The organism is Ureibacillus sp. FSL W7-1570, assembly GCF_038593265.1.
GTDB lineage: Bacteria > Bacillota > Bacilli > Bacillales_A > Planococcaceae > Ureibacillus > Ureibacillus suwonensis.
In genome coordinates this window covers 351506-364427 of sequence record NZ_CP151979.1, presented here as the reverse complement: position 1 = coordinate 364427, position 12922 = coordinate 351506, and the positions used below count along the sequence as shown (strand labels likewise).

General features: G+C 41.3%; 13 protein-coding genes. 1 reads left to right on the top strand and 12 read right to left on the bottom strand.

The annotated features are described in order from the left end of the window. Positions 1-6 precede the first annotated feature (6 nt). From der to NST13_RS01760, 12 genes are all read right to left on the bottom strand, one after another. On the bottom strand, positions 7-1317 hold the full coding sequence (der, locus tag NST13_RS01815) for a ribosome biogenesis GTPase Der (RefSeq protein WP_342469691.1): 1311 nt from the start codon (positions 1315-1317) through the stop codon (positions 7-9). 128 nt (positions 1318-1445) lie between these two features. Beyond that, positions 1446-2591 (bottom strand): 30S ribosomal protein S1, encoded by a 1146-nt coding sequence (gene rpsA / locus NST13_RS01810; protein WP_342581249.1) that lies wholly within the window; start codon positions 2589-2591, stop codon positions 1446-1448. Between the two features lie 125 nt (positions 2592-2716). Next, positions 2717-3391, bottom strand: coding sequence for a (d)CMP kinase (gene cmk / locus NST13_RS01805; RefSeq protein WP_342469693.1), 675 nt, complete (start codon positions 3389-3391; stop codon positions 2717-2719). 83 nt (positions 3392-3474) lie between these two features. Next, positions 3475-4128 carry a PilZ domain-containing protein gene (locus tag NST13_RS01800; RefSeq protein WP_342581248.1) on the bottom strand — a complete coding sequence of 218 codons (654 nt, stop codon included), beginning with the start codon at positions 4126-4128 and terminating at the stop codon, positions 3475-3477. Between the two features lie 75 nt (positions 4129-4203). Then, on the bottom strand, positions 4204-5493 hold the full coding sequence (locus tag NST13_RS01795; RefSeq protein ID WP_342581247.1) for a PepSY1/2 domain-containing protein: 1290 nt from the start codon (positions 5491-5493) through the stop codon (positions 4204-4206). 12 nt (positions 5494-5505) lie between these two features. Continuing rightward, positions 5506-6303, bottom strand: a complete 798-nt coding sequence (sleB, locus tag NST13_RS01790) for a spore cortex-lytic enzyme (protein WP_342469696.1) — start codon at positions 6301-6303, stop codon at positions 5506-5508. Positions 6304-6490: 187 nt separating this feature from the next. Next, positions 6491-7165 carry a glutamic-type intramembrane protease PrsW gene (gene prsW / locus NST13_RS01785; RefSeq protein WP_342581246.1) on the bottom strand — a complete coding sequence of 225 codons (675 nt, stop codon included), beginning with the start codon at positions 7163-7165 and terminating at the stop codon, positions 6491-6493. 211 nt (positions 7166-7376) lie between these two features. Beyond that, positions 7377-8348, bottom strand: a complete 972-nt coding sequence (locus NST13_RS01780) for a YpdA family putative bacillithiol disulfide reductase (RefSeq protein WP_342469698.1) — start codon at positions 8346-8348, stop codon at positions 7377-7379. Between the two features lie 65 nt (positions 8349-8413). Then, entirely contained in the window at positions 8414-9172 is a 759-nt protein-coding gene (locus NST13_RS01775) for a metallophosphoesterase (protein ID WP_342469699.1), read from the bottom strand. Positions 9173-9285: 113 nt separating this feature from the next. Further along, complete coding sequence (locus NST13_RS01770) at positions 9286-9927, bottom strand: LysM peptidoglycan-binding domain-containing protein (protein ID WP_342469700.1); 642 nt, start codon at positions 9925-9927, stop codon at positions 9286-9288. A gap of 113 nt (positions 9928-10040) precedes the next feature. Further along, positions 10041-11483 (bottom strand): ATP-dependent DNA helicase RecQ, encoded by a 1443-nt coding sequence (locus NST13_RS01765; RefSeq protein ID WP_342581245.1) that lies wholly within the window; start codon positions 11481-11483, stop codon positions 10041-10043. Then, the gene (locus NST13_RS01760; RefSeq protein WP_342469702.1) at positions 11474-12514 is read right to left on the bottom strand and encodes a helix-turn-helix domain-containing protein; all 1041 of its coding nucleotides are present in this window, start codon (positions 12512-12514) and stop codon (positions 11474-11476) included. The genes NST13_RS01765 and NST13_RS01760 overlap by 10 nt, the downstream gene beginning before the upstream one ends. A 112-nt stretch (positions 12515-12626) precedes the next feature. Between NST13_RS01760 and NST13_RS01755 the strand changes: the two genes are divergently transcribed. Beyond that, the gene (locus tag NST13_RS01755) at positions 12627-12875 is read left to right on the top strand and encodes a ferredoxin (protein ID WP_208649523.1); all 249 of its coding nucleotides are present in this window, start codon (positions 12627-12629) and stop codon (positions 12873-12875) included. The last annotated feature ends 47 nt before the right edge of the window (positions 12876-12922 follow it).

Sequence of the window (12922 nt, the reverse complement as noted above, 5' to 3'; positions counted from 1 at the left end):
ACTATTTTACTCACGGGCCCGTGGTATGATACGAATCGGTGTTCCCTCAAAATCAAAGGTTTCACGAATTCGGTTTTCCAAAAATCGAAGGTAAGAAAAATGCATGAGTTCCGGATCGTTGACAAAAGTTACAAATGTTGGCGGCTTCACGGAAACTTGCGTTGTGTAATAAATGCGCAAACGTTTTCCTTTCTCGGTAGGCGCAGGATTTCTTGCAATCGCATCTTCAATGACATCGTTCAAAATGGATGATTGGATGCGCATAGCATGATTCTCACTGACCCGTTTCACCAACGGCAATATTTGATTGAGCCGCTGCTTTGTTTTGGCGGAAACAAAGACGATCGGCGCATAGTCCAAAAATAAGAACTGATCCCGAATGGTTTGGGTATATTCATTCATGGTCTTTTCATTTTTCTCGATGGCATCCCATTTATTGACAACGATGATGATACCTTTTCCCGCTTCATGGGCATACCCTGCAATTTTCTTATCCTGTTCCTGGATCCCTTCTTCCGCATTTAACACAACAAGCACCACGTCGGAACGTTCGATTGCTCTTAATGCCCTCAACACGGAATATTTTTCGGTGCTCTCATACACCTTGCCTTTTTTCCGCATTCCTGCCGTATCGATGATGACATAGTCTTGTCCATCATACGTATAAGGTGTATCGACTGCATCCCGGGTTGTACCGGCAATATCGCTTACAATCACTCTTTCTTCGCCTAAAATGGCGTTGACGAGCGAAGATTTCCCTACGTTCGGTCTTCCAATCAGTGAAAACTTAATGACATCATCCGCATAGTCATCTTCATACTCTTTCGGAAAATGCTTCGCACACTCATCCAATAAATCCCCAATTCCAAGTCCATGGGAACCGGAGATTGGAATCGGATCGCCGAATCCTAAGGAATAGAAATCATAAATCAATTCCCGCATATCCGGATTGTCGATTTTGTTTACGGCAAGAACGACCGGTTTATTCGTTTTATACAGCATTTTCGCTACTTGCTCATCCTGCAAAGTAACCCCTTCCCGGCCGTTTGTCATAAAGATGATGACATCGGCCTCTTCCATGGCAATCTGGGCTTGGGCGCGTATATGCTCCAATAGAGGTTCATCGCCCAAATCGATTCCCCCTGTATCAATAATGTTGAATTCATGATTCAACCATTCTGCCGAACTGTAGATGCGATCACGGGTTACTCCAGGAACATCTTCCACAATGGAAATTCTTTCCCCCACTATCCGATTAAAGATGGTGGATTTTCCTACATTTGGACGACCTACGATGGCGATTACTGGTTTTGTCATCTGTCCTTCATCCTTCCAAATTCTTATCTTCTGTATTATACACGAAATCTCATGGTTTATCATATTTTGACATATATGGACATAAAAAAAGCGCACTCCTAAAAGCACGCATTTTTTTATGATGATGATTATTGTTCTTTCAGTTTTTTCAATTGATCACCAATAACGTCGCTGATGGAGAATCCCGTCGCCTCCTCAGGCAATTGATAATCAAATTCCTCTTGTTCCTTAGGGGTTTCTTCAAGCGCTTTGATGCTTAGAGATAAACGTTTTTCCTGCTCGTTCACATCCAGCACTTTCACTTGAACTTCTTGGCCTTCTTTCAATACTTCGTGTGGCGTATTGATATGTTTCTGAGAAATTTGTGAGATGTGGACTAATCCTTCAACCCCCGGGAACACTTCAACAAAGGCACCGAAAGATACCAAACGTTTCACCGTGCCTGTCAACACTTGGCCTTTTGAAACGCGTCCGCTGATGTTTTCCCATGGTCCAGGCAATGTATCTTTGATGGACAAGGAAATTCTTTCATTGGCAGGATCTACGGACAATACTTTCACTTTCACTTCTTGCCCTTCTTGAAGAACGGTACTGATATCTTCCACATGTTCGTGGGCGACTTGTGAAATGTGAACAAGTCCATCCACTCCGCCGATATCGACGAAAGCGCCGAATGGAGCCAAACGTTGAACTTTTCCTGTTAAAATGTCTCCCGCTTTTAAACTTTCCAGCAATTGTTTCTTTTTATTCGCTTTTTCTTCTTCCACCACCGCACGATGGGATAAAATTAAGCGTCCTTTTTCTTTATCCAATTCCGTAATTTTGAATTTCAATGTTTTTCCTTTGTATCCTTCAAAGTCTTCAACGAAATAATCTTCCACCAAAGATGCCGGTACAAAACCGCGTACTCCCAAATCAACGACTAAACCGCCTTTGACCACATCTTTTACTTCCGCTTCAAAAACTTCCCCTTTTTTATAAAGTTCTTCTAATTTATCCCAAGCTTTTAAAGCATCTACTTTGCGTTTGGAAAGTACAAAGTTTTCATCTTCAATTTTCGTGATCATTAATTCCAGCTCATCACCGACAGATACCACGTCGGATGCTTTTTCCACATGCAAGCTGGACAGTTCGCTGATTGGCACAATCCCATCAAATGGCGCCCCTTCTATTGTAACAGTCACCGCCTTATCTTCTACTTTGGCAGCAACTCCTTTTACAATGTCTCCTTCATGGAATTCTCGGCCAACTTCTAAGTTCATTTCCTCGGACATATGTAACCCTCCTTCGCATCTTACAATATCTATTTTATTAGAAATTCAATTTAAACACAAAATTTTTTCCTTATAGTTAAAATATTTCCTTTTTTATGAATAAAATACGCAAAAAGATTCACTGATTATGCCATCTTTTCTTTTGCCATACGCAAGATTTCTTCAGCCACTTCTTCGATGGACAAGTGGGTCGTATCCAAAAAGATGGCATCTTCCGCTTGTACCAACGGAGAGATTTCCCGTTCCATGTCCTGCTGATCGCGCAGGGCGATTTCTTCCTTCAGCTTTTCAAAGTCGGATGGGATGCCTCTTTTTTCATTATCTAGCAGTCTGCGTTTCGCCCTTTCCTCAACAGATGCGGACATGAAGATTTTCAACTCCGCATCTTTTAAGACATGGGTTCCGATATCTCGTCCATCCATGACAACCGCCCCGTCTTTGGCCAGCTGTTTTTGTTTTGCGACAAGAATTTCGCGAACTTTCCCGAGGGCAGCCACTTGCGGAACATTTGCGGTGACCTCGTTGGAACGGATTTTTTTTGTGACATCTTCTCCATCGACAAATACAAGTTGTCCATTAGGGGACGGCTTCAATTCAATTTCTGTTCTCAATAACATTTCTTCAAGATTTTTTTCATCATCTAATTTTATGTTTTCTTTTAGCGCTTTATACGTTACGGCGCGATACATCGCTCCAGTATCAATGTAAGTGAAGCCCAATTGTTCAGCCACGATTTTGGCTATGGTGCTTTTTCCTGCGCCTGCAGGGCCATCAATCGCAATTTGAATATTTTTTTTCATGTCCAATCCTACTTTCCTCCAACATTGTTGTTAAAATGTTTGCTGATTATTTTTCCATAAAAAAGCCCTCCAATAAAATGAGCTTATTGGAGGTTTGACATCTCCTTCATGATCAACACTTGCCGTTCGAAGCAGAACCGAAGAATCAATTGTTGATCGATTTCATCGATATTGATGAATTGGAAAGATGCAAGCTGTTCATCATTGTTTTTAAATATTTGAACCACTTTCGCATCCGTCTGAATATATTGTATCTCACCATTTTTAAATGGTAAAACAATTGTTAATGTGACCGTATTTCCTTCTGCGAATGGCGGAACAGATTGCAGTTTTACAGCAATTCCACCGGCGCTGATATCCTTTGTTACGTATGGATGAAATTGACCGTTGTATTCTACTGAAACGTCCACTGAAGTTCTGACCCGGACAAATCTCCTTCTTTCAATCTTTTTGATTTCCTTTCTGGGAGGGCATGAAAGTAAAATCGTAGGCAACTGGTCCATTTTTTCGCCGATCACTTTCGTCGGAAATGTGTAGATGACTTTATCTTCGCCTTGAAATAATGCACGATAATCAGTGTTCTTCCTTAAGCAGCAGGTTTTATTCGTCTGCATTCCCACCGGTTGAGATACATAAAGCACATTGTCTTGTCTGTCCACCACTTTGCATTTGACACTTTCAACCGTTTCCGATGAATTGGATTCCAATGTAATAAACATCCCCATTTTAATTTCCATTTTGACCCGCCTCGCACAATAATTGTATTTATATTATTGCACGAAAGAATCGGAATTTCTAGAGTGTTTAAATAATTATGGCAATTGCTCCACTTTGAGGACATCATGGTTTTCCGTATCTACAACAACCCGGTACGTTTGATTGATGTCATCTTCAAAACGGGCAATCACTTCATAGCATAATCTTAACTGATACGCTTCGTTTTCCGTATAAATGAATCGTTCTTCCTCCACCACTGTATTTGGGCGGAAAAATTTCTTCCAGTCAATCGGAACTACCGGCTGATTGTCATTGATGTTTTCTCTTTGTACATATTCCATTGCATTCAAACCTAACAGCTCTCCACTGTCCTTCGATACTTTCAACTGTATACCGTCCGGATATACCAGGGCATTGTGTTTTCCTGCCACCCGCGCAAGATGGACATGCCAAGCTTCATGGTTTTCCCGCATTTCGATAATCTCCAAATCATCATAACCGGCCCGTTCAATAAATTGTTTTGTCAATTCCTTCACTTTTTCCTGTGTAATATTCCGGTCCGGCTGTACCGGGCGTTCGGATAAGAAGGATATCAAATGGCCGCCTTTGACTGTAATATCCGCATATCCTACCCTGCTTCCTTTGACAAATTGAATATGGTAAAAGGGATATGGCGCATCTTCTTTGCTCTTTGAAACGGTATATGTCGCATCTTTGATCCCCGGCACAAGCTTTTCTAAAACTTGAATGGCTTCATCCTTCGTGATTTCACGATCTCGTATGTGTTTCAAATCCCGTTTCTTCAACCAATCGGATTCGCTGGTTGTTAACGGGAAATCCTTTTCCGAATATGTTTTCAAGTTTGAAGCCAGATTTTTAAAAGGCGATTCTTCCAGATCGGTTTTCGCCACTTGCTTCCATTTTTCAAAATCACCGTCATTTTCATAAAAATGGGCTGTTGCAAGGGACCATTCATTTGTCAATTGTTCCAAATTGTTATGAACCACCGTCATCTTCTTTTGCCAAGATTCGTAATCGCCGTTGGTTGAAGCTCTTTTTGCTTCATCCCCGATTTTTCCGATATAACGGAGCCATTGATTCGCTACATCCGGATTCAACGGCAAATTACTGATGGATGTACGCAATTCATTGCTTGTCCGCCAAATGTTGTCCAATTCGTTTTGTAATGCTTTTTCATCCTGGAATAGCAGTGATTGTGCCACGGAACGCTGCAAATAGGATAATTTTTCGCTGGCATTGGATAAAGAATTGGTGTATTGCGCGTGAATTTCTTTTTTCAATTGTTGATTGTCTGAACGGACATCATAAGCATACAGCCCTAATGCCAACACAGCAATGGAAAGTAGGTATACTAGACTTTTCATATTGTCGCTCCTTTAATAGCAGAAAATATGTTGACCGATTTGTTTAATTTGAGGTCTTGACCAAATCCATTTGCTTGTCGCTGTATTCGGATTGAAATAATATAGTGCATTTTCCGATGGATCCCATCCACTCATGGCATCAAGAACTGCCTGTTTCGCCCTTTCATTCGGCGTCAACCAAATTTGTCCATCTGCCACGGCTGTAAATGCACCTGGTTGGAAAATGATTTCCGAAATCGTATTAGGGAAATCAGGCGACTCAAGCCGGTTTAAAATGACTGCCGCCACTGCCACTTGTCCTTCATAAGGTTCCCCCCTCGCTTCTCCATAAACAGCGTTCGCCATCAGCTGCAAATCTTGCTCCGTAAATTTGGATGGCAACTGGTAGCTTTTGCTTCCCGACGAACCAGCTTTCCCTTTTTTCACTTGTTGATCAAGAGGAATACCTCCATAATAAGTAAACTCTCTTCCCGCGTTAATTTGCGCATGCACCCATTCCCGGTCAAAATCGCTGTTGTTCGCAAGCACCCTTTTTGTTTCCGCGCCGGCAATCCCATCCACTTTCAAGCCATAGCTTTCCTGGAAGTTTCGCAATGCCCAGTAAGTGCCGTATCCGAACTTTCCATCAATTTTTCCATGATAGAACCCCAAATATTGCAGTCGTGCTTGCAATTCGATCACATCGTCGCCAAAGGCACCCCGTTCAATGACCTGATTCGAAAAGGCGAAAGATTCTTCCGGCTTGATGAGCGTAATCGTGCCGGTTGCCGCAACCAGATACAGCAATGCAATCAATATATTTCTGAACATCTCCTTCACTCCTTTTTTCATAGCATGTTAACTTTGGAACCAATTATGCACTGATCAACGAAAAAATGGTCGAATCTCCAAGCGAAACGACCATTCAGCCATTATTATGTTCAATGAACAAATTTTTATTGTTGATTTCGTAAAATAAAAAAATGGCCCAAAAGGAGTTGTTCCTTTCAGACCATGACTAAATCTTATTTTGTTCCACAAGATGTTTGATTAAATGCTCATGTGCCAATTTCACTTTCCTTAAAGCAAACCACCATAAAAAAAGCATGAATGGGGCCATCAAATAAAGCCAATAATCTTCAAACATTAAAATAGAATTATAGATGAAATGCAAAAATAATGGAGCCGCAATGGAAAGAGCCAAATATTCCTTCGAACGGTCATTCTTTGTAAATTTGCTTTTTCCGAAATAATAGCCCATCACCACACCGAATAAAGCATGGCTTGAAACTGGCAATAATGCGCGCATAAAGGCGGTATCAATGCCAAATGTCAACAAATAAAGAATATTCTCCAGTGTAGCAAACCCTAAAGAAGCAGCTGCTCCATACAGAATTCCATCATATGGATCGTCAAATTCCACATGGCGATAAATAAAGGCAAAAATAATGAACCACTTGAAAAATTCTTCCAATGCGCTCGAGAATAGGACATCGAGGAGAAAAGAATTTGTAATGATTTCTTCTTCCTGCATGACATACTGAATGAACATGATTGGAAAAGTGATCAATAATCCGAAAATGAATGTTCGGAGAAGTGTTTTTCGGGGTTCGGTCGCCATTTGATTTCGCAAGTAAAAATAGCTGAATAACGCACATCCTGGAGCAATCGCTGCAGAGAGTAGAATAAACAATATCGACGCTCCCTTCCTTATTAATAATATTTTATAGTATTACTCTAGGTTTTTAAAGGTTGGGAACTGAATTTTTCCGGCAATAAAAAAAGCGGCGCTGTATATGTCGCCAACCTTGCTGGAGCAATGTCGAAGAAATATAACCATATTAAAGCGGGCTGTCCCGAACATTTTATACTTTCAGGACAGCCCTTTTCCGTAATGTCTTCCTTTAGTTGCTTTGTTTCATTTCAATGGCTTTTGCAATAAACGCCCCATGGAATTTTCCATTTTCAATGAAAATTTCGTTGGCATTGTTGCCGGCAGCGAGAACTCCTGCAATGAACAAATTCTCCACATTGGATTCCATTGTTTCAGGGTCATATGTAGGACGTCCGGTTTCATCATCAATGGTTACACCCATTTTCCGGATGAAATCATGATCCGGATGATAGCCGGTCATGGCGAACACAAAATCATTTTTGATGACTTCTTCTTTGCCGTCGATATCCAGTACAACTTCCTTCTCCCGAATCTCTTTCACCATTGTGTTGAAATGCATCACCACTTCGCCATTTCGGATGAGGGATTGGAATTCCGGCAAAATCCATGGCTTGATGCTCGGAGAATAATCACTGCCGCGGTATGCAACGGTTACACGGGCACCTGCCTTATGCAATTCCAACGTCGCATCGACCGCTGAGTTTTTCCCTCCGACGACCAACACATCCGTATCAAAGAAAGGATGGGCTTCTTTAAAATAATGGAAAACCTTTGGCAAATCTTCTCCGGGTACGTTCATATAGTTCGGATGATCATAATAACCGGTTGCCAAAATGACATAAGGTGTTTCATATTGGGCCTTATCGGAAGTCACAATAAAGAATCCGTCCGGACGTTTTTCCACAGAAAGCACTTTTTCGAAGCGGTTTACATGAATGTTTTTCAGTTTCACCACTTCACGATAATAAACAAGGGCCTGATTTCTGCTTGGTTTCCGTTGTTCCACTATAAACGGAACATCGCCAATGGCCAATTTTTCGCTTGTGGAGAAAAAAGTTTGGTGAGTTGGATAATGATAGAGGGCGTTTACCACATTCCCTTTTTCTATAACAATTGGTTTCAACCCGATATTTTGGAGTTCAATCGCTGCCGATAAACCACATGGGCCTCCTCCAACAATAATTGCATCTGCTTTTTGCATTTGTTCACAACTCCTTAATTTGACAAACTACTACCTTATTATAACGCGGAATTTCAACCCTTTGGTCAGAATGTGCGCCGAAAGTTTAAGTCAATTATGTGACATTCGGGTTTTGCCCCTAAACGTAAAGGGAACATCGTCGTCCCATAGCCGTTGCTGATGAGGGTATACTTGCCTTCATCGTCGGAAAAAGCGCCTTGCGGGTAAATTCCGAAAGGGCCCAACCGAATTTGGCCACCATGAAAATGTCCAGCCAGATAAATGTCCGCATGATAGTTTCCGATTTTAGAAAACAGGATCGGATTATGGGATACAAATATGACCGTATCTTGCGGGTCACACTTTTCGAAAGCTTTTTCAGGACTGGCTTTGCGTGAAGAAACATCATCCACCGCGCTCAACCAGCATCTGTTCACCATATTCGGCAGCAGTATCGCATCATTCTCAACAATTTTTACACCCGTCTCTTGAAAAATTCCCCTCAAACGCTCTTCGCCCACTTCCCGATCGTTGTTCCCCCAAACAAAATAAACAGGTCCCAATGTTTGCAGAAGCCGGAGATTTTGATAAATTTTCGAAATCGGTGTCCTTTTGTCGGCCAAATCCCCGCCAATGATCACCGCATTGATTGGTTCTTTTATGTTTCGTATCATTTTATCGCTGATTAAGCGGGTATGAATATCCGAAATAAAAAAAATCGAATATTTCTCCTCTTCCCCTGTTAAATTGATTTCATGGTGTACAACATTATTTTCAAACGCTTCTTTTACCATAAATGCAAGCAAGCATGAACAGGAGATCAGGACAGCTGTCAACCCAAACATGTACAAGTACCCCTCCCGGTAAAACAAAAAGACGTGGTAAATTCACCATCGTCTTTTCAACAGTAATGTATAATATTTTAACGGATTTTATTCAAATGATAAAACCTTTTCTTTTATTCGGGAATGACAAGCGACTGTCCCGGTGTAATCACATCGGAAGATAAATGATTGGCATTTTTTATTTTTTCGACACCGCTGATCGGATCATTGTAGTATTGCTTGGCAATTCGGAATAATGTTTCATTCGCACTGACAGTATGTATTTTTACTTTTTTCTCTTCAGAAGCAGGCTTTTGCTGTTCTGTATTATTTTCATTTTTCTTAACATCTTTATCATCCGCTGATTTCTCAGGAGCATCGGTTTTTGTTTCCTTCTCTGGCGTTTTTGGTTTGGAATCCGCTTGTTCCTCTTTTTTTGCAGCTTCAGAAGAAGAATCTTCCTTTTTAATTACGTCACTTTTATTTTCTTTCTCTTTGGCGGAAACTTCATTATTTCTTTGCACTTCAACCAGATTCTCATCTTTATCGACAGAAACCTCTTCATCGTTTGGATCCCAAAAACCCCATACATAAATTAATATCGCCAGTGGAATCCCGATCATAATAAGGGTCAAAGTTGTCAGTAATGGCGTTTCTTTCGATTTTTTCTTTCTTTTTTGGCGGCGTTCGCTGCGACTTAATCTTGTTTTTCCATCTTCTATCTCAATCGATTGTCGATGTTCCTCTATCTTTTTTCGATAATCTTTTCCACTCATACAGCACCTCCATTACTTCTGATTTCATTATGACGAAAATGATAAAAAAAGTAAATGAGAGGAAATTTCTATTTTCAAAGAAAAATGTCGTAAAGGAGGAAATTTTAACATTTTCAGTCAGTTCCTAGCAGAATTTGTCGCAGCCGCATCTGCCACGTGGAAGGTGCTGTTGCCGCCTTCGTATCCTGTCTTGGAAGAAGGAATTGCTGATAATCGATGCCGCAATGTTCACAACAATGCTCCGGTTTATCTTTTAATGTTTGCCCAAAATATTCCACAAGTTGTTCCCGGATGCACCGATCGCTTTTCACAATACGCAGCATCTCATCCACCGATCTGTACTTCTCGTTCATCATTTTCCTGAAAATCGATTTAACTTCTTCCAACGGATAGAGGCCCATCCAATAGTGCAGCACACGGAAGGTGGTTTCAGAAATGAATCCATCTTGAATCATTTCTTTTGGATCCACTTTTCGATTTCTATATTCTTCATACAGCTCCATTTGGGTTTCACTTGGCAAGTCTTCCCCTGCAATAAACCGCGCGACTTCTTCATCCCCTTTACTGTACAACAGAATGGCAATGGCATCTTTTCCATCGCGCCCGGCTCTCCCCACTTCTTGCATATAATCGGCCACATTGGATGGCATTGTATCATGTATGATTTGACGCACATTTTCTTTATGGACCCCCATGCCGAAAGCATTCGTCGCAACAATCCAATCCAATGCTCCTTCAATAAATTGCTGTTGGATAAATTGCCGGTCTTCCGCCTCTTTCCCCCCATGATAGGAAGAAACGGAAATGCCAAGCTGCAATAATTGTGCCGCAATTTCGTCCGTCCTTTTTCTGGACCGGGTATAAATGATGCCTGGGCCCTCTGTCTGCGTCACATGGTCAAGGAGCCATTCCATTTTTTCTTCTCTCGTTTGGAATACTTTTTTCCCAAAACGGATATTGGGACGATCCACCGAATGAATATATTCAAAAGGATCCCTCATCTTTAAAAAACGGCGTATGTCTTCCAGCACTTTTTCCGTCGCCGTTGCCGATAGAGCCAAAATCGGCGGCCGGTCTTCTTTCAACACTTCCCCTATTTTTAAATAATCCGGCCGGAAGTCAAATCCCCATTGGGAAATGCAGTGGGCTTCATCCACTACAATCAATGCCAAATCCAACCGGTTCAACCGCTGGATGATCTGCGGCTGCACCAACATTTCCGGAGATATGAAAATGAAGCGATATCGATGCAGAGTATCCAATACAAGTTTCTTTTCATTTCTGTTTAAAAAGGAATTGATCGCCACTGCCCGCTTTTCGCCGAACTGCTTCATCTGGTCCACCTGGTCTTGCATGAGGGAAAGGAGCGGCGAAATAATTAATACCGGTTTGTTAAATATGTATCCTGGCAACTGATAACATAAAGATTTCCCCATGCCAGTGGGAAGCAAGGCAACGGTATCCCTTCCATCCAATAACTGCCCGATGACCTCTTTTTGGCCGGGGCGAAAGGAAGGATAACCGAAATGGGTTTGCAGAAGCTGTTCTAATTGCATACGTTTTCACCTCTGACAAGTGCCAGGCGCAATTGGAAATACGATAGATGAGGAAGCACTTCACGGAGCACTTTCAGCTTTTTCGTATCGTAATCTTCTGTCGCAACAAGCACTTGTTGTATATCTTCTTTTGAAATAAATTTTTCGATCGGAAACGCCGGATCGTTGATGGCCAATTCAACGATATGATCTTCAATGGTACTTTGTTTCAATTTTCGCATTCGGCAAATTTGCTCGATGGAATATCCCTGTTTGAACAGCAACGCCGTATGATAGGCGGAGCCGGTCAATGGAATATCCGCCCGGATATGTTCCGACATCTGATGCAAATACGGATATTGCAGTCTGTTTGGAAGAATTTCATTCAACCATTGATGAAGACAAGCAACATATAAGATTTGGGCGTCCAATTCAGGCATCTGATATTCCATGCCAAGCTGCTCCCAAGTAAACCCGGGCATTTGATATCCGGTTAAACGTTTTACCACAATTTCTTTTGCCTGTTCCTTGATTTGGACCTTTCCAAGACTTTGGAGAATTTCATCGTACAGGTTATGTCCAAGGAGCCCTGATTTGTAGTCGTTTTTCAAAAGGAAATGCCGTACCCAATGCTGAATTTCTTCATCTTTTTGAATCGGACTGAAGGCCATCACTTTTTCTCTCGCATGGGACAAACTTTGCACGATGAGTGAAAGTCTTGAGAAAAAAAGATGCTCATTTCCCCGATATTGCCATCCATTCAAAGGAAGCGGTTCATATTGCCGAAGGAATTGGATACCCTTTGGCGTTACATGGAAACTGTTGTCTGTTATCTGAATCAATTGGCTTTCAACGAGTTTTTGAATTTCTTCATCGTATTTCTTTCTTGATAATTTTGGGAAAATGCCAAAGTATGGATGCAAATGAAAAATGCCGACATCCTGAATGGTTTGGCCGGAGCGTTTGCCTTTCAATAAATGATATGGGGAAGAAATGGTCCGTTCATTTTCTAAGATTTTTAAAATATCTAAGACTAAATACTGAAATAGCAAATCAGAACCTCCTTTTTATAGTCTTAATGTTGAAAAGTGATATAAACAGTTTTAGAATAATAAAGAAGCTTCAACTAGGTAGCCCGATAGAAAAAAAGGAGAGATTCATTCTATGCCAAAATATACAATTGTAGATAAAGATACATGTATTGCTTGCGGCGCTTGCGGTGCAGCTGCCCCAGACATTTATGATTACGATGATGAAGGCATTGCCTTTGTTATTTTAGATGATAACACGGGGACTGCCGAAGTACCAGAAGATTTGCTGGAAGATATGCAAGACGCTTTTGAAGGTTGTCCGACTGATTCCATCAAAGTGGCAGACGAACCATTCGATGGCGATCCATTGAAATTTGAATAACCAATAAAAAAGGTGCATCGTTTGTGAATGCACCTTCATTTTTTCAG